This is a genomic window from Paenibacillus faecalis, assembly GCF_900289175.1.
GTDB lineage: Bacteria > Bacillota > Bacilli > Paenibacillales > Paenibacillaceae > Paenibacillus_AQ > Paenibacillus_AQ faecalis.
The window spans coordinates 32841-49740 of the sequence record NZ_LT985747.1 but is presented as its reverse complement, the minus strand read 5'-3'; the positions used below and the strand labels follow the sequence as shown (position 1 = coordinate 49740).

Here is a 16900-nt window from a genome sequence, read left to right as displayed (position 1 = left end):
AAGCAATCAACTCTATGGGTGGAGTGTGACAGAGGTGATGCTGTCATACAGTATCATCGCGGTTTTTGCTTCACGCACAGCTCCAGCCTGATCGTGAACAATAATGGCCGCTTCCATCCGCTCGAGTACCGTTTCCAGCATCAAATATACTTCACTGTCGTATTTGATGACCATAATGGCGGCAGCTCGATCAAGCTGCTCACGCGCAGCTTGATACATTTGCTCAGCTTCTTCCCATTTCTGCTGGATCGCATAATCCGAAATTTTCGCTATTTTTTCTTTGAAATTAGGATGCTTTGCTTCCAACATGAAATGCTGGCTAATAAGCAAGACACCTCCTATAGCAAAGAGTAGAGCTGCGATAATAATAGTGATCGTACGTTGTGACATCTTAATAAACCCCCGGGACAATAGCTTTAAAGCTTATATTTTCCTCTAACCGTTATCATTATGCACGTTCACCATGTTCAGCATTTTGGACATAAGCGATGTTCTGATATAATACATTTCAGACATATAGTAATTACATCATTCGTTATGGGGGATCTGCTGATTAGCATGAATAAATTTTATAAAATATGTATCGGTATCATTTTGATGCTGATCATCGTCTACCTGGGATCACATGTAAGTTTTATATTCAAACCGATCATTTCATTGTTCAGCCTTCTTATCATTGTTCCTGTCTTGATCGCAGGGTTCTTTTACTATTTGCTCCGTCCGGCCGTTAATTTTTTGGAAAAGAAAAAGATAAATCGTTCACTGTCTGTGCTGTTTCTTTATGTTGTGATCGCTTTTATGCTTGCAGGATTTGTGTGGGGAGTCTGGCCTTCGTTAAGCAAGCAGATCATCGCTCTTCAGGAAAACGCACCGAGCTTGTTTACCGCTTTGGGAAATCAGCTGGAGCAGCTGAAAAATACAACTTTTTTATCTAATTTATTTCCGGAAGATAGCAACAGAACAGATCAGATTACAGAGTTTTTAAATAAAGGATTTTCATTTCTGACCAATTATATGTCGAGCCTGGTTTCTTTTTTCTCGAACTTCGCGATTATACTGTTTACCTTTCCGATCTTTCTCTTCTTTATGTTAAAAGAGGGCGGGAAATTCGGTCAGAGAATTGTCAGTTTCTTGCCGAAGCGTTTTCGTGAAGAAGGAACCGAGACGATGGAAGAAATCGATAAGGCACTGAGCAACTTTATTGTAGGAAGAGTACTGGTTAATGTTGCGCTCGGTGTGCTTATGTATATCGGATTTCTCATCATCGACCTGCCTTATGCATCGTTGTTAACGATTGTTGCGGTGATTATGAATTTTATTCCTTTTGTCGGGGCGATACTGTCATCTATTCCGATCGTCATTATCGGATTCGTAGAGTCGCCTTCTACTGCGATTTGGGCTCTGATTATCATTCTTGTTGCACAGCAAATACAGGACAACCTCTTGGCACCTTATATTTTCGGAAAGCAGCTGGACATTCACCCGTTAACTACAATCATACTTGTATTTGCCGGTGGTGATCTGTTCGGGATTTTCGGAATCATCATTATCATCCCGATGTATATGGTGCTCAAAATTTTAGTTTCACGTATTTACAACAGGTTTTTCAGGGAAAAGTGGGAAGAAGCGTAGCCGTATTCCAACCATAGAAATCTTTTCTTCGTCTTTTGGCAGTTGCTAACTTCCAAGAGATTGAAGGGAAGGTTTTTTTAATTTCCATCATCACTTCATGAAGAAATAATGAAGATGGATTCGGACATTTGCAGAACGGGTAATAAAAAAACAGAGTCAAAAGCTGTCATTATCTTCGGCTTTATCCATTGTTTTATTCGCCGACTAACACATGATGAGGAGGTTGAACGAATGGACAAACATCGTAATTCAAACCAAGAGAAGACAAAAAAAGATGAGCAGCTGGAACAATTTAAAGTTTATGATGACAACCAGCCTATGACAACGAATCAAGGTTTGCGAGTGTCAGAGGATGAGCATTCTTTGAAAGCTGGGGCACGTGGACCTACCTTAATGGAAGATTTTCACTTCAGAGAGAAGATGACTCACTTTGACCACGAACGTATTCCGGAACGAGTCGTTCACGCCAGAGGATTTGGTGCCCATGGTTATTTTCAGGTTTATGAGTCGCTGAAAGAGTATACGAGAGCAAAATTTTTACAGGATCCATCGGTGAAAACACCTGTATTTGTCAGATTTTCAACCGTAGCTGGTTCCAGAGGCTCTGCAGATACGGTGCGAGATGTGAGAGGATTTGCGACTAAATTTTACACAGAGGAAGGCAATTATGATCTCGTCGGCAATAATATGCCGGTGTTTTTCGTACAGGATGCGATGAAGTTTCCGGATTTCATCCATGCCGTGAAGCCTCAGCCGCACAATGAAATACCGCAAGCACAGTCTGCCCATGATACGTTCTGGGATTTCGTAGCTAACAACACCGAAAGCGTGCACATGGTCATGTGGGCTATGTCAGACCGGGCTATCCCACGCAGCTTCCGTATGATGGAGGGCTTTGGTGTACATACGTTCCGGTTCGTAAATGAGCGTGGCGAGGCGCATTTTGTAAAGTTTCACTGGAAACCTGTACTAGGTATTCACTCCCTTGTATGGGACGAGGCTCAGAAGCTGGGAGGCAAAGATCCGGATTACAATCGCCGGGATTTATGGGATGCCATCGAAGCTGGGAACTACCCTGAATTTGAACTGGGGATTCAAATGATCAAGGAAGAGGAAGAGTTCAATTTCGACTTTGACATCCTTGATCCGACCAAAATATGGCCGGAAGAATTAATTCCAGTCCGAATCGTTGGCAAAATGACGTTAAATCGAAATACGGACAATTTCTTTGCTGAGACAGAGCAGATCGCATTCCATCCGGGGCATGTCGTTCCAGGTATTGATTTTACGAATGATCCGCTGCTTCAAGGGCGCTTATTCTCCTATACGGATACACAGTTGTCCAGACTTGGCGGTCCAAACTTTCATGAGATTCCGATCAACCGGCCTATTGCTCCGGTGCACAACAATCAGCGGGACGGTATGCATCGTATGACAATCAATCCGGGTCCGGTTAGTTATCACAAGAACGCAATGGCCAACAATTCACCGTTTCCGGTTCCGGCAGAGCAAGGCGGGTATGAGCATTACACTGAAAAAGTGGAGGGGCGCAAAATCCGTCAGCGGAGCGACAGCTTTAAAGATCATTACAGTCAAGCATCCATGTTCTGGAACAGTATGTCGGATGTAGAGAAGCAGCATCTCGTCTCCGCATTCCAATTTGAGCTTAGTAAAGTGAAGAGTAAAGAAATCCGGCAAAATATCGTTGATACGTTCGCCAATGTCGATGGAGAGCTTGCTCGTCGCATTTCGGAGGGCATTGGCACGATTCCGCCGCAAAAATCAGGCAGTGCATCCACGAAAACATCGCCTGCGCTCAGCATGATGAATACGAAAAAATCACCTATGACGCGTAAAGTAGCCGTTCTTGCTGGCAATGGTTATCGGGATGAAGAGTTATCGGCAGTGCTGCAACAGTTGAAGGAGGCAGGCGTGATAGCCGAGGTTGTGAGCCCTAAGCTGGGCGCCATTACAAGCGATGCTGTGAGCCGATTGGAAGTGCAGCATTCAACGCTTGGCGCTGATTCGGTATTGTTTGATGCAGTGCTTGTAGCCGGTGGAAGGCAAAGTGTAGATGAGCTGAAAATGGACCCGAAGGTAATGGATTTTGTTAAAGAAGCTTATCAGCACTTCAAGCCGATCGGCGCTCTTGGTGAAGGTGTCGAGCTTTTGCCGACAGCGACGGCACCGGGAATCGTAGTCTTGCAGCCAGATGAAACGATGCAGCAATTCGGACAAAGACTCGTGGATTCGATTGCAGCGCATCGTCACTGGTCCAGAACGTTCTAAATATTGCAGAAAGCGAAAATCATGGAGTGGTAGATCAAAGACACGGAGCATGAGATGATCATGCTTCGTGTTTTTATAATGAAACAAGTTTCCTTTCTAACGAATTATGTTAAAATAATCATAATATTAGCTGGTATGTCACTTTACACAGCTGTGCCGGAGGAGAATATGGAACTCATACAACTTTCAGAAGTACAACATATGATCAATAAGCTGACGGATGAAGATTTGTACATACATCTTGAGCTAACGACGGGGGCGTACGCCGCTCATCACGATAGTTCCAAGCATCCAGCCGCTAACTTTATTACGAATGCGAAGATTCGATTTTCGCATGGCTCGATTTCTGGAAACGGCCCTTATCGCGTAGGTTTAAAGATGGAACAGGGTTGGGTTTATGCTGAGGGGTTGACCCATTTTGAAAAAAATGAAACCGAGCGTTTGATTATGGCAGGGCATGACAGTCAAGGCAAGCTGGTCGTCGCTTTACAGCTCAGCCGGGAGCCCTTTTAAGAGGAACAGGAGATGAGAAACAGCATGGAGAATAACATTCTGGTTGTATTGCCCCACCCGGATGATGAATCATTTGGTGCATCGGGGACGCTTGCGAAGCGGGTGCATGAAGGAGCTCGGGTAACCTATGCATGTTTGACGTTAGGAGAAATGGGACGAAACATGGGGAATCCGCCGTTTGCAAGCCGAATCACACTTCCAGCTGTTCGTAAGCTGGAGCTCGCGGAGTCCTGTCGTTCGATCGGAATTCAGGATGTGAGAATGCTTGGATTTCATGATAAGACGATTGAATTCGAGCCGCATGAAGTGCTGGATGGAAAAATAAAGTCACTGATTCAAGAATTGAAACCATCATTGATCATCACTTTTTACCCGGGATATAGCGTTCATCCTGATCATGATGCGACAGGAGCTGCGGTGATCCGAACTGTTCGGAAAATGCCTGAAGAGAAACGTCCTGTCGTACATTGCATCGCATTTTCCAAAAACCATGAACAGTATATCGGAAAGCCGGATGTGGTCAATGATGTATCTGATTATATCGAACAAAAGATAAACTCCATTAAAGCTCACCGCTCTCAGTTTATGGATATATTAGGCGAGCATGAACAGAGTCAGGATGAGATGATCAAGCGTTTTGGTAAAGAAACGTTCTGGACTTATCGATTCGATTCGTAAATTAGAAAGAGGCTGCCTTATAAGATCTCTAGATCTTACGGGGAGCCTCTTTTATATCTTGAATAATATATCCCTCACCCAGTTCAATTTCAACAAATCCGCACATATGTCGTGTTTGGAATTGAACGGGATGTTTGCTGCCGACAAGAAGGATGTTTCGGATGTCAACAGCCGCTTCAGCAGAAAGTGCAAATGCCTTCACATAGGGGTAGCATTCACGAAGAGTCGTGTGGATTGAGCAGATGTGATAATCATGTTCACTTCGTCCCAAGAGATTCAGAATAATTGAGCCTTGGTCATCCAGCTTGTCAAACGTTATTTTGAAAAAATCTATCGATGTTAAATGCCGGGGAGTCCCTTTATCGTTAAAGGCATCGGTAACAATATAATCATAGGACTCCGGCTTTTCACTTTCGAGCGTTTGGCGTCCCTCCGCAACAATCACATTATCCTGGCTGTAGCCAAAATACTGTTTGCTTAACTCAACAATTCTGCCGTCCAGCTCCGCTACTTTAACACGTTTATTTGCGTAATAACCCGGAATGGTTCCAATCCCGTGTCCAATCAAAAATAAATCCTCAAATGCCGGGTCATTCAGCTCGATAAGATGGATGATGGCTCGGGGATATTCGAACACAATCCGCTTCGGATGGTCCAGATCGAGAGCCCCTTGTACCGCCTCGTTAGAAAACTGTAATAATCGAAAGTTTCCGCTCTCCCCATACAATTCTGTAGTGTCAAATATGGTGATCTCTTGGTTATGGTCAAAATTTTTATACAACAGATGCATAGGGTCTCCTTCTTAAGGGATGAACCTTATTTTAAGGGAACATCACATATCGTAGATAATTCATCATCTTTTATAAGCATAAAAAGCATATCGAGCAGCTCCTTGCGCTGTTTGGCAGAAAGCTTTTCAACTAACTTTTCGGCAATGTTGGCTTGTATGTCAAGGATAGGAGCAATATTGTTCTCTGCCAGTTCTGTCAGCTGTATGAGGGTTGCACGCCGATCGCTAGGATCAGGGGTGCGGAGTAGAAGATTTTCTTTTTCCAGACCATCAACAAAATCAGTAACTGTCCGAGCCTTTACCCCAAGCCGGGTAGCCAATTCGTTCATCCGGATTTTCCCAGCTTCTTGAACGATGGAGAGTACGCGCAAACGCGGACCCGATATGTGAAAAGGGGTGTTGAGCGCAGATAATTGGCACATAAATTCTCTCTGGACAGCATGTGTTGCTCTGATCAATACATGAATAACGTCAATCGCAGAAGGATTGTTAGTGTTCATATTCATTTCTTTTAGCTCCTTGATTTGTTGTTGATTCATGGTTCAATCCATTTCCGGTCTTTAAACCCAATAACCTATTATAAACGAAAATGGGGAAGTTAAGCCAATGAACGTTCTTCCATACTTGACAGTTTTCAAAATAGTGTGTATCCTCATTAATGACATTATAGTGAGTTTCCTCACATTATGCAACCTCGGTATGTGTGAAATGGACATAGGGAAACCGTAGCTTACTAATCATAAAAGGGGATAGGTTTATGAGTGATACATCGTTGGCAAATAAGGATAAACTGCTGCGGGTGCTAGTCTTCGCGTTGATATTTTCAGTAATGAACGGGACGATGTTTAATGTTGCACTGCCAGTCATCGGGGAGGAGTTTAATCTTGTTCCATCCCAGCTCAGCTGGATCATGACCGGATATATGGTCGTATATGCGATCGGTTCCGTTGTCTTTGGAAAATTAGCCGATAAATTTCGGCTTAAGGATTTATTGACTTTTGGTCTTACTTTTTTTGCGGTCGGCTCAGTGATCGGCATGTTAGCGGCCGAATATTGGATGATTATTTTGGGGCGTGTCCTTCAAGCGGCAGGGGCCTCCGTTCTTCCTGCGACAGCGATGATCATCCCGATTCGTTATTTTCCTCCGGAAGAACGGGGAAAGGCACTTGGTACATCGGCCATCGGGCTTGCTCTTGGCGGCGCATTGGGACCTGTCGTAGCGGGGGTCATAACAAGTGTGGGCAGCTGGAGGTTGTTGTTTCTCTTTTCGTTACTTTCCTTGGTCACATTGCCGTTCTTTCGTAAGTATATGGAGGATGAGAAGGGAGAGGGAGCGGGAATTGATTTTCTTGGCGGCGGACTTTTAGCGGGTACTGTCGCGTTTCTACTATTAGCAATCACTCAGAGCGACTGGATGCTATTCGGTGGAGGAATTTTTCTGCTGGCACTTTTTATCTTTCGGATACGTACAGCATCAGAACCTTTCATTCAACCGGATTTGTTCAAAAATCGAAGCTTTTCCATCGGCCTGCTAATTTCATTTACTATACAGGCGATGAGTTTTGGTCTTACTTTTATGACACCGCAGTTTTTGGCGTCGCTCAATCAGTTGACTTCCGGTTATATTGGTTTTGTTCTATTTCCGGCCGCCATTTCGGCTGCCATAATGGGACGCAAGGGAGGTAAATTGGCTGATGAACGAGGAAACGCGTATCTCGTAAAAGTTGCAGGGACGCTGCTGTTTTTATGTTTTGCTATTCTTTCAAGCTTGGTTGGGGTGTCTCCATATGTTATCGCTGTTGTATTAATAGCGGGAAATGTAGGACAAACCTTTATGCAGGTTGCGCTGTCAAACACCATTTCACGAACGTTAAGAAAGGATCAAGTAGGAGTTGGCATGGGGTTGTTTTCTATGATGAACTTCATTTCCGGCGCTATTTCCATGAGTGTCATCGGTAAACTGCTTGATCAGTCGTCATCTGTACATTTGAATCCGATTGTTTCGAATGAAAATGCTTATGTGTACAGTAATATATTTGTTGTGATGAGTATTCTGACCGTGTTCAGTATCGGGCTGTACCTTATTCAGTTTGTCTTGAAGGGTCGCTCTGTCACTGCCGGGAAGCAACTTTAATTATATTTATGATAAGGGGTTATTTTTGACATGTCTATTATTACTATTATTCTACAAAGCTTCTTGATTATTATGTTTCTGATTAGTGGTGTGGGGAAGATTGTCGGGGTTAAAATGCAGGTTGAAGTGTTTGAACATGTGAGAATGCCACAATGGTTCAGAGTCGTTACGGGGTTTTTGGTATTGGCTGGCGTCGCCGGATTAATTGCAGGCTACTGGAATAAATCACTGCTTTCGCTTTCTGCTTTATGGTTAGCTGGCATTATGTTTGGAGCTGTGTGTTCGCACATTCGGGTAAAGGATACATTTAAGCAGATGTTCCCGGCCTTTCTATTGATGGTACTGCTTTTGGTATTATCCAGCTTGCATGTGTCAGAATTAAAAATTGTTCAACTGACGTTTTAAAAGAGAGGGCTGCTTCAAATTACGTTTGAAGAGCCCTTTTCTACATCAAATATACAAGCTTCTCTTGATATTACTTAGGATCAACCTGGACGGTCGCTTTTTTCCCACTCAACTGAATCCCGGTTTTTTTAGTCCCTGTTTCTTTAAGATCTTGAGTAAGCTCCTCTAGCAGAGCTTTAGCTTGAGCACCTTCTTTACCTTGTATTCTGACAACGAGTGAAACGGAATGCCCGCTACGAAGCAGTTTTTCTGCTTGGTTTTTTTTCGTATCGTAATCATGGTCCTCAATATTAGGGGTTAATCGTATTTCCTTGAGCTTCCCAGGCTGTCCTTTTTTGCGAGCTTGCTGGCGTTCCTCTTTTACAGTACCAGCGGATACTAGCCGGCAAGGAGGTGGACTGCTGTACAACGAGGTACAGACCAGATCGACCTTCAGCTTTCGGGCCATGGCAAGCGCTTCTGCTGTTGGAACCACACCGATATGTTCTCCATTCATGCCTGTCAATTCAACTTCAGCGGCTTTGATCTTTTCGTTCTTAATCATGTATTTACTCATGCCTCTCATTCTATACTGTGAGTTAATCATACCTTTGAGAGTTAGTAAGATCAACATAGGGCGATGATTACGTCGAGCTTGCAGTTCAAAGTAATCCTCCAATCTATTACATTGAAAAACCGGGCAATAAGGAAAATGTTCAATAACATAACATCTTTATCTTCAGGGTGTTTTTTCATTTTGGGTTATAATGCTATAATAGAGTGGTAAAATTCATAAAGAAAGCGGGAACAACATGGGTCGCAAATGGAATAATATTAAAGAAAAGAAAGCCTCAAAGGATGCAAATACAAGTCGTATTTATGCAAAATTCGGGGTTGAGATTTACGTAGCAGCAAAAAAGGGTGAGCCCGATCCCGAATCCAACCGAGCCTTAAAAGTTGTACTTGAGCGGGCTAAAACATACAACGTACCAAAAGCGATTATCGACCGTGCCTTGGATAAGGCAAAAGGCAGTGCGGAAGAAACGTATACAGAGCTGCGATATGAAGGATTCGGACCGAATGGAGCCATGATTATTGTTGATGCATTGACGAATAACGTCAACCGTACTGCTTCTGAAGTTCGTTCGGCATTTAACAAGAATGGCGGAAACATGGGTGTGAGTGGTTCCGTGGCCTATATGTTTGATGCTACAGCTGTCATTGGGATTACGGGAAAAAGCATGGATGAAGTGTTCGAGCTGTTGATGGAAGCCGATGTCGAGGTTCGCGATATTCTTGAAGAAGATGAATCCGTCATTGTATATGCTGAGCCGGAACAATTCCATGAAGTACAAGAGGCGTTCAGAAACGCCGGCATTACTGAATTTGCTGTTGCGGAATTAACGATGCTTCCACAAAACTACGTTGAGCTTCCTGAAGATGCAGTGCCACAATTCGAAAAGTTGATTGATGCATTGGAAGATCTGGAGGATGTTCAGCAGGTGTATCACAACGTAGACGCTGACGAGTAAGTTAGAAAGTGTTGGTGATGATTTATGTCTCTTCATGCATGTATTGAAAATTCATCATGAAGAGACATTTTTATTGTTCATTCCCTTATCTTTTGAAGTCTCTGTAGTAGTAGTATGCAGCCGACACGGCGCCAACGAGTGCTGTAATTGCAAAGAACATGTAAATGATCTGTTTCATGTAAACAACGTCACTTGGAACGAACAAGACAAAAATAATGAATAAAAGCATAAGCGTTATAAACATTTTGTTCGTCACATTGAGTCTGATCTGCAAGCTGTACTCATCGATCTTTCCAATTTTACTCAGGAAATAAGTGTAAATAATTGCACTTATGATTCCGGTCGAAGTGATAATTCCAACAAACAAGTTAAAGTTGCTGCTTTCTCCTAACCACACATCCAAATTAGTTATCATTTTGGCTTCCTCCTTTTTATAAATGGGAATTTATTCCGCAGTCACCTAAAAAAATTACAATTCTGTAAGCAAGCAATAAAGATGGAGAGTAATTGTTTTTCTCCATAACAAATATGGTTTGTTGGCAGAGGCCTCAATAGAGGTTGTTCATCTCCTATGTCTCGAATGTCCAAGTGAAGATTCGATCGTACGTTGGTCATCACCAGGAGAAATTCACAGAAAATCCAGCTAAGAAAGAGCGAGTGATACCATTAGCTAAAACATAGTTTTACCAGCATTGTCTAAGTCATCCATCCATGGCTGAGCCTTCCTCTCTATCTTTCCTTATAAAAAATCCTTTTTATATTGTATGGCTAAGTAAGTTCCACCAGCTAAAAATGCCAGCGCATATTTGAACAGGAAAAAAACGGTCCACATAAAATCTTTAGGAAAAATGATGTCACATAGAATAATTGCCAACAGCATACAGTAACTGCTTTTCAAAAAGATTCTATTTGTCCGTTCGTCGTCTTTCCCAATCTTCTTATAAAATACATAAGCAAAAATCGCACTACCCAAGAGCAGTAAAAAACCAACTCCAATGAGAATATTCCAATTTCCCGGGGATTGCTCAGCCCAGGACTTTAAAGGGTGAAAAATTGCGTTAGAGATATCTGAGAAATTAATTTTCATTTTGATCACTTCCTTTCACATAAGAAAAAATATCGTTTACATCAACATTAAAAAATTCGGCAATTCGAAAGGCTAACAGCAGAGTCGGAACATAATTTCCTTTTTCCATTACGAAGATGGTTTGTTTGGAAACCCCGACTTTCTCTGCTAATTCTTGCTGAGACATTCTGGCAAGTACACGATATTCATAGACCTTATTGGATATCGAATCACCAAAATCTTTCTTCATGACCATCACCTCTTGAATCAAATTATAAACTTAATTTTAACAAAAGTAAAGTAAACTTATACAAAAGTATCAAATGCCTTTATGTTTACTTAGATTACTTTGATTTAGCAAGAGCCAGAATGCAGAAAGAACCTGACAAAATTCATGATTCCGTCAGGTTCACATATCGATCCGGTGTTGCAAAAAACGGTTAGAGTGGCAATCGGGTGATAATATTCCCAATCTGAATTCATAAACTTTGTTCACGTGGAGTCAGATTTATTTACCAAGAGGCTAGATTTCTTTTTTGTTGAAAATGGCGTTTCCTAAAATAAATGCAATGAGGAAATAGGATAAAGCCAGCAACCAATTTACTGAAACGGTTTCTATTGAAAAAGGTAATTGATTCGTCATTCTAATTACCGGAAAAATATTGAGGATGGGTTTTAATCCAGAGATGATGTTTTCAAAGTTCCCTAAAAAAACAGGAATAATATAAATAATCAGATAATATTTCAACAGGTTTGATAAAATTTTTTCTTCTGTAAAACAAAGCATGATGGAAACGGAAAATGCTGCAATCATCAGAGGGATGGTTAGTATAATATCTTTAAAAAATAAATTTCTTTCGCTGTGATTTTTACTTTCTAAAAGTAATTCGATAGAAGATACAATCAGGATGAGATTAATAATACTGAATAACAGCAAAATTGAAAAAATGATGATTGTTTTTGAAATGTAAATTTTTTTTCGATCTATGCCTGAGGCAACGACATTTTTGAATGTGCCATTGGAATACTCATTGGAGAAAAGATAAATCGTTATAAAAGGTATGACAAGAATTAGACTGCTAAATGAAAGCCTGGAGAATCTATATACAAACCCTGTATTGTTATAAGCAAAGGAAGGATTACTAAGACCAACAGACCACACTAAAAAGATCCCAAACAGAGGAATTAACGCCAGTAAAAAAGGCAAAAAATAAACGAGTTTCTTGGATTTGATTCGATATAGTTCACTTTTTAGGTAATTATTCATTCGCCGCACTTCCTATCAAATTAAAATAGTAATCCTCTAACGAAGCGACATTTTCACGCATTGAAAGTATTTTTTCGTTAGCATCAAGAATCATTCTTGAAATCTCTGAAATATCAATCATGTCACCAGACACTTCGATCTCATCATGATCCAGGAGAGTGACTTGGCAGTCTTGCAATTTGTTTTTGAGAAGCAGAAATATTTTCTCGTGATTCGTTACTTTCAATATCGTTGCACGCTTCGATTTGCTTTTTAATGCTTCGGCGCTCAGCTCTTTAATCATTCTTCCCTGATCAATAAAACCGACCTTTGTTATGATATGTTCAAGTTCAGACAAAATATGGCTTGAAATGATAATGGTTGTATTATAGTTTCTGTTTATTTCGAGCAAAAACTTTCGGATTTCTTTGATACCAACGGGGTCCAAACCGTTCGTCGGTTCATCAAGAATTAAAATTTCCGGATTATTTAATAGAGCCAGGGCGATTCCTAAGCGCTGTTTATTTCCTAGCGAATACTGTTTGAATTTCCGATCTGCGAGATTTGCTATATTCATATCATGAAGCACTTTTTCAACAGATTCTTTTTGAGAAATTCCTTTTTGAATTCTATAGTATTCAAGGTTTTGTCTTCCGGTTAATTCAGGGTAAAAAGCCGGATATTCAATTAATGCACCGATTTTATTTCTCACATGAGAATTCTCTTTAATCTTCGTTCCGAAGAGCTTGACACTACCCAAATATTGAGTGGATTGACCACATAAAATCCGAAGCAATGAAGACTTTCCGGCTCCATTTCTTCCTATTAAGCCATAAATCTCACCCTCTTTGACTTGAAGGTTTATACGATCCAGAGCTACGATATTTCGATATTTTTTCGTCAAATTTTCGATCTCAATGACTGTACTCATATATACATCTCCTTTACTTTTGAAGTCTCTATCGTCATCGTATGTAGCTATGTAACTGTCACTGCCTCCCCCCTTTTTCGAGAAATTATTTCAGCACTTACAACAAACCAATCCGCACTTTCGATTAGATACACCAAGAGCTTAGGCTGGTTCATTTAGGAGAATCAGATTGTTTTTCCAATAAATGTTCTCTACTTCCATAACCAGAGTAAATTATTTTTATAAAAAAGTAAAGTAAAGTTATACGAAAAAATGATATTCAAAAAAAAAATTTATCAATTGTGAAAAAATGATCAATTTTGTTAAATAAATAAATTAAATGGTTGCTATATAATTCATCTGCATTATAATGGGAACTAAGCTGGGTATATACAGTAGAATTAGGAGGAAATTACATGGTAGATAATAGAAATCCGTTTATTGTCTATAACAGAGTTGAAAAGATGGAAAGTTTATCTCCGGTTTTAGCAGAAGAACTTATTGAGATTGATCAAAGCATTCAAGGTGGATGCACAACTAATACGTTTACACTGAGTGATTACTTAGGAAATAAAGGTGGATGGTGTACATTAACGAAAGAATGTCAACGTTCTTGTAACTAAAAAATAAATTCTATTTATGTACCCAGCGGTTGAATACTTCATTTTGGGGGGAAAGACTGTGAGGACAATGAAGTTGAGTAAAGAAGACGTTATGCCTTTTTGGAAGACATTATTAGGAATTGAAGCTGAAGATCAATTACAATCCCATCTTGAACGTTTTTTTGAAGTTCCGATTGATCATTTAATTGAAGATATTAATAAAGAGAATGAAATAAAAGAAACGGGTATTCATAGATTAAAAGAGAGCAGAGTAAAGCAGAACTTCTTTCAGAAAGAATTGGATTTGTTCTTAAACCAAATAACCGATCTTGTTGAATCTAATAAACTTATATGGGATCAAGAGCTATTTATAACTTCCCAACGGGAGCAGCTGGAAAAAATATTAGAAAATGATCTGTGGTATTTCTTGATCGATGAGGCCATTCTTTATTTTAAGGATAACACAGACAGCATTAAAAATAAAAACAGTGAAGAAATGCTTAAATTCTTTATTGAGGAAGTATTTCATACTGAAGGGTTTAGAAGCCAATGTGAAGTGTTGTATCCAGAGTTGTTTCAACTTATTGAACAGCGTATTCGAACGCATGTATTGTACATCGAGGAAATCATTCATCATGTGGCTCTTGATTTGAAATCTATTGAATCATTAATGCCAATCTCAGAACAAAAATCTCTTTTGAAAATAAAAGATATTAAAATTGGGAGTGGCGATACACACTCCGATGGAAAAAGTGTTGCAAAATTAGAGTTTAATCATGGTGAAATATATTATAAACCAAGAAGCGGCGAACTCGATATTAGTTTCTTTGACTTTTTGGACAACCTGTATACATATGATAAAAAATTTGAGTTTAAGAGAATAAAGATTATAAGCAGAGATACATATTCTTATTTTGAGAAAATAGATCATATATTGGTAAAAGATTCTGAAGATATGAAACAATACTATGAAAAATTGGGCTACATTTTATGTATTATGTATACGCTTAATGGCACCGATTTTCATAGTGAAAATATTATTGCGCATGGAAAAGACCCTGTACTGGTTGATTTGGAATCATTATTCCATTCCAACATCTTTTTGAATGAGAATTTGTATGATTATGGATTTTTAGAAATCATTAAATCTTCTGACCCGACCGTTTTAGATATCGGCATTTTGCCTAAAAAAATTGTCAAAAATTATGATTCAGATGACTATGCACTGGAAATTGGAGGTATTGGTGCGGAAAAACAAAGAATGTCTCCGTTTAAATTTTCAGAATTTAGTATCGATGAACATGGCATGCCAAAACATATCAGAAAGTTTGGATACAACGGCATAAGTGAGAACAATCCAATTAAAGAAATGAGCGATTCAGAGTTATCCGAAATCAATTCAATATTGCAAAATAGTTTTGAATATTTTTATAAATGGATTTTGGATCATAAAGCACTTTATATCAGCATGGTATCTGACTATTTCAAGAACCAAAAGATCAGAGTTATTTTACGGCCAACCTTTTTATATTCTAAACTAATGCTTTTAAGTAAAAACATTTTTCTCCTTGGTAATAAAACAAACCGGAAAATTTTATTCAGCAAATTGGCGTTTGAAAGGCAAGACCAAATGTCGTTTGTTTATAGCGAGTATGATCAATTAATCAATCATGATATCCCAATATTCTATACCTACACCGATGATTTTGAAATATTTGATTCTAGCTACAATCGATTAGGTATTCTATCCAAAAAAACTCCTCTGGAAAATTCCATACTAAAAATTAAGAAAATGTCGTTAGATGATTTAGATAATCAGAGAATTTTAATTGACCAAGCCATGAGGCTTAAAGAATACAAAGGAGATAAAACAGATATTGTTTTCGCCTCACCGGGAAATAGCGGAAATCATCACATTGATTTCGAGAAAGCGATCGATCTCTGCCAAAACATTGGCGATCTATTGTTGAAGCGAGCGGTGTACCCTAACGAAAATTCTGCTACCTGGATCAGCACTACCATTTTAGGAAAAGAAGAATCGGAGTTTGGTGTGGGTCCCGTAGGCAATGACGTTTACCTGGGGAATGCAGGCATAGCCCTTTTTCTAGCTCATCTTTATCAATTTACACAAAAAGAAAAATATAAAGAGATCGTTACGAAGGCAGTGAATTATAATATTCGTTTTTTGCAACAAGAGAAGTTGTATGAAAACGGAAATGTCGGTTATTACAACGGAACGAGCGGGTTGCTATTAAGCATTGCTGTTATTCACAAAATCATTCCTATTGAAAACTTCGATGATATTATGATCACTTCTTTACAAAGATTGAAGCGACTGGTGAAGAACTGCAACAACTATGATATTTTTGCGGGTTCTGGAGGTCTCATCACAAGTTTAATTCAATTAAATGAGCTGTATCCTGAATATCAAGATTATATACGGCCACTGCTAGAAGACTCATATCAAAGCTTGTTCGAAAACGCTGTGCGCCGGAACCATACAGCTTATTGGGAAAACAAAAATACCTTAGCTTATGTAGGCTATGCTCATGGTAATGCTGGTATTTTGGCATCTCTTATCAAGTTAAAATCCATAGAAAAAGAAGTTTTGGGATACAGTCTGGTTGATCCTCAATTTTTAGTGGAGATTTCAAATTTTATTGATGAAGCTTATGATGAAGAACTAAATAGTTGGGAAAATATACCGGGAACTAAAAAATATTCTAATGGCTGGTGTCACGGGGCTCCAGGGTTATTATTATCACAAATTGCTGCTAAGGAAAGTAATTCAGAAATGTTAAGAGATGAGAGTTACATTAGAAATTTAGTCGATATTACGATAAACAAGGGCTTTGGTGCGAATCCTTCCTATTGTCATGGAGATTTAGGAAGTTTGAAGATCCTTGAAAAATATTCGATCGTTTTCGAAGATGAAGCACTTCTGAATCAATGCACCCACACTTATGTAAATATCTTCCACAACACAATTGATAAAAAATGGGAGAAACAGGTTTTGTCTCATTCAGAATCTCTTGGGTTATTAATTGGTGTTTCTGGTTGGGGATATTCAGTTTTACAATTTTTGTATTCTGACCAGGTATTTGATTTTTTTACACTGTAAGAT

General features: G+C 39.6%; 18 protein-coding genes. 9 read left to right on the top strand and 9 right to left on the bottom strand.

From position 1 onward, the window contains the following. Positions 1-12 precede the first annotated feature (12 nt). On the bottom strand, positions 13-390 hold the full coding sequence (locus C8268_RS00245) for a hypothetical protein (RefSeq protein ID WP_106765813.1): 378 nt from the start codon (positions 388-390) through the stop codon (positions 13-15). Between the two features lie 159 nt (positions 391-549). On the opposite strand from C8268_RS00245, the gene C8268_RS00240 reads away from it, so the two are divergent. From C8268_RS00240 to bshB2, 4 genes are all read left to right on the top strand, one after another. Then, positions 550-1632 carry an AI-2E family transporter gene (locus tag C8268_RS00240; protein ID WP_106769776.1) on the top strand — a complete coding sequence of 361 codons (1083 nt, stop codon included), beginning with the start codon at positions 550-552 and terminating at the stop codon, positions 1630-1632. Positions 1633-1863: 231 nt separating this feature from the next. Then, positions 1864-3921, top strand: coding sequence for a catalase (locus C8268_RS00235; protein WP_106765812.1), 2058 nt, complete (start codon positions 1864-1866; stop codon positions 3919-3921). A 168-nt stretch (positions 3922-4089) separates the two neighbouring features. Further along, positions 4090-4434 carry a YojF family protein gene (locus C8268_RS00230; RefSeq protein WP_106769775.1) on the top strand — a complete coding sequence of 115 codons (345 nt, stop codon included), beginning with the start codon at positions 4090-4092 and terminating at the stop codon, positions 4432-4434. 24 nt (positions 4435-4458) lie between these two features. Next, a complete protein-coding gene (gene bshB2 / locus C8268_RS00225; protein ID WP_106769774.1) occupies positions 4459-5112 on the top strand; it encodes a bacillithiol biosynthesis deacetylase BshB2 in 654 nt (217 codons plus the stop codon). A gap of 28 nt (positions 5113-5140) precedes the next feature. Here bshB2 and C8268_RS00220 read toward each other — a convergent pair whose 3' ends face one another. Together C8268_RS00220 and C8268_RS00215 are read right to left on the bottom strand one after the other, a co-directional pair. Continuing rightward, positions 5141-5902: a spermidine synthase gene (locus C8268_RS00220; RefSeq protein ID WP_106765811.1), complete on the bottom strand. Its 762-nt coding sequence runs from the start codon at positions 5900-5902 to the stop codon at positions 5141-5143. 26 nt (positions 5903-5928) lie between these two features. Next, the gene (locus C8268_RS00215; RefSeq protein WP_106769773.1) at positions 5929-6402 is read right to left on the bottom strand and encodes a MarR family winged helix-turn-helix transcriptional regulator; all 474 of its coding nucleotides are present in this window, start codon (positions 6400-6402) and stop codon (positions 5929-5931) included. A 257-nt stretch (positions 6403-6659) separates the two neighbouring features. Here C8268_RS00215 and C8268_RS00210 point away from each other — a divergent pair, with 257 nt between their 5' ends. Next, positions 6660-8036 carry an MFS transporter gene (locus C8268_RS00210; protein WP_106765810.1) on the top strand — a complete coding sequence of 459 codons (1377 nt, stop codon included), beginning with the start codon at positions 6660-6662 and terminating at the stop codon, positions 8034-8036. Positions 8037-8066: 30 nt separating this feature from the next. Beyond that, positions 8067-8441 (top strand): DoxX family protein, encoded by a 375-nt coding sequence (locus C8268_RS00205; protein ID WP_106765809.1) that lies wholly within the window; start codon positions 8067-8069, stop codon positions 8439-8441. A 70-nt stretch (positions 8442-8511) separates the two neighbouring features. Here the strand turns inward: C8268_RS00205 and infC are convergent, their stop codons facing one another. Beyond that, positions 8512-8985, bottom strand: a complete 474-nt coding sequence (gene infC / locus C8268_RS00200) for a translation initiation factor IF-3 (RefSeq protein ID WP_106765808.1) — start codon at positions 8983-8985, stop codon at positions 8512-8514. 247 nt (positions 8986-9232) lie between these two features. On the opposite strand from infC, the gene C8268_RS00195 reads away from it, so the two are divergent. Next, a complete protein-coding gene (locus C8268_RS00195) occupies positions 9233-9952 on the top strand; it encodes a YebC/PmpR family DNA-binding transcriptional regulator (protein ID WP_106765807.1) in 720 nt (239 codons plus the stop codon). Between the two features lie 85 nt (positions 9953-10037). Here the strand turns inward: C8268_RS00195 and C8268_RS00190 are convergent, their stop codons facing one another. The 5 genes from C8268_RS00190 to C8268_RS00170 form a co-directional block, all read right to left on the bottom strand. Next, positions 10038-10367: a hypothetical protein gene (locus tag C8268_RS00190; RefSeq protein ID WP_106765806.1), complete on the bottom strand. Its 330-nt coding sequence runs from the start codon at positions 10365-10367 to the stop codon at positions 10038-10040. A 324-nt stretch (positions 10368-10691) separates the two neighbouring features. Then, positions 10692-11039 carry a DUF2178 domain-containing protein gene (locus C8268_RS00185; protein WP_106765805.1) on the bottom strand — a complete coding sequence of 116 codons (348 nt, stop codon included), beginning with the start codon at positions 11037-11039 and terminating at the stop codon, positions 10692-10694. After that, the gene (locus tag C8268_RS00180; protein WP_106765804.1) at positions 11029-11268 is read right to left on the bottom strand and encodes a helix-turn-helix transcriptional regulator; all 240 of its coding nucleotides are present in this window, start codon (positions 11266-11268) and stop codon (positions 11029-11031) included. Before C8268_RS00180 ends, C8268_RS00185 begins: the two co-directional genes overlap by 11 nt. A gap of 273 nt (positions 11269-11541) precedes the next feature. Beyond that, the gene (locus tag C8268_RS00175) at positions 11542-12285 is read right to left on the bottom strand and encodes an ABC transporter permease (RefSeq protein ID WP_106765803.1); all 744 of its coding nucleotides are present in this window, start codon (positions 12283-12285) and stop codon (positions 11542-11544) included. After that, the gene (locus tag C8268_RS00170; RefSeq protein ID WP_106765802.1) at positions 12278-13195 is read right to left on the bottom strand and encodes an ABC transporter ATP-binding protein; all 918 of its coding nucleotides are present in this window, start codon (positions 13193-13195) and stop codon (positions 12278-12280) included. Before C8268_RS00170 ends, C8268_RS00175 begins: the two co-directional genes overlap by 8 nt. 395 nt (positions 13196-13590) lie before the next feature. Between C8268_RS00170 and C8268_RS00165 the strand changes: the two genes are divergently transcribed. Both C8268_RS00165 and lanM read left to right on the top strand, forming a co-directional pair. After that, complete coding sequence (locus C8268_RS00165; RefSeq protein WP_199794786.1) at positions 13591-13797, top strand: plantaricin C family lantibiotic; 207 nt, start codon at positions 13591-13593, stop codon at positions 13795-13797. A gap of 67 nt (positions 13798-13864) precedes the next feature. Then, positions 13865-16897: a type 2 lanthipeptide synthetase LanM gene (lanM, locus tag C8268_RS00160; protein ID WP_234032933.1), complete on the top strand. Its 3033-nt coding sequence runs from the start codon at positions 13865-13867 to the stop codon at positions 16895-16897. Positions 16898-16900 lie beyond the last annotated feature (3 nt).

Coding starts and splice junctions, on each gene's coding strand:
- C8268_RS00245 (WP_106765813.1), bottom strand. CDS start 390: ATGTCACAACGTACGATCACTATTATTATCGCAGCTCTACTCTTTGCT.
- C8268_RS00235 (WP_106765812.1), top strand. CDS start 1,864: ATGGACAAACATCGTAATTCAAACCAAGAGAAGACAAAAAAAGATGAG.
- C8268_RS00230 (WP_106769775.1), top strand. CDS start 4,090: ATGGAACTCATACAACTTTCAGAAGTACAACATATGATCAATAAGCTG.
- bshB2 (WP_106769774.1), top strand. CDS start 4,459: ATGGAGAATAACATTCTGGTTGTATTGCCCCACCCGGATGATGAATCA.
- C8268_RS00220 (WP_106765811.1), bottom strand. CDS start 5,902: ATGCATCTGTTGTATAAAAATTTTGACCATAACCAAGAGATCACCATA.
- C8268_RS00215 (WP_106769773.1), bottom strand. CDS start 6,402: ATGAACACTAACAATCCTTCTGCGATTGACGTTATTCATGTATTGATC.
- C8268_RS00210 (WP_106765810.1), top strand. CDS start 6,660: ATGAGTGATACATCGTTGGCAAATAAGGATAAACTGCTGCGGGTGCTA.
- C8268_RS00205 (WP_106765809.1), top strand. CDS start 8,067: ATGTCTATTATTACTATTATTCTACAAAGCTTCTTGATTATTATGTTT.
- infC (WP_106765808.1), bottom strand. CDS start 8,985: ATGATTAAGAACGAAAAGATCAAAGCCGCTGAAGTTGAATTGACAGGC.
- C8268_RS00195 (WP_106765807.1), top strand. CDS start 9,233: ATGGGTCGCAAATGGAATAATATTAAAGAAAAGAAAGCCTCAAAGGAT.
- C8268_RS00190 (WP_106765806.1), bottom strand. CDS start 10,367: ATGATAACTAATTTGGATGTGTGGTTAGGAGAAAGCAGCAACTTTAAC.
- C8268_RS00185 (WP_106765805.1), bottom strand. CDS start 11,039: ATGAAAATTAATTTCTCAGATATCTCTAACGCAATTTTTCACCCTTTA.
- C8268_RS00180 (WP_106765804.1), bottom strand. CDS start 11,268: ATGAAGAAAGATTTTGGTGATTCGATATCCAATAAGGTCTATGAATAT.
- C8268_RS00175 (WP_106765803.1), bottom strand. CDS start 12,285: ATGAATAATTACCTAAAAAGTGAACTATATCGAATCAAATCCAAGAAA.
- C8268_RS00170 (WP_106765802.1), bottom strand. CDS start 13,195: ATGAGTACAGTCATTGAGATCGAAAATTTGACGAAAAAATATCGAAAT.
- C8268_RS00165 (WP_199794786.1), top strand. CDS start 13,591: ATGGTAGATAATAGAAATCCGTTTATTGTCTATAACAGAGTTGAAAAG.
- lanM (WP_234032933.1), top strand. CDS start 13,865: ATGAAGTTGAGTAAAGAAGACGTTATGCCTTTTTGGAAGACATTATTA.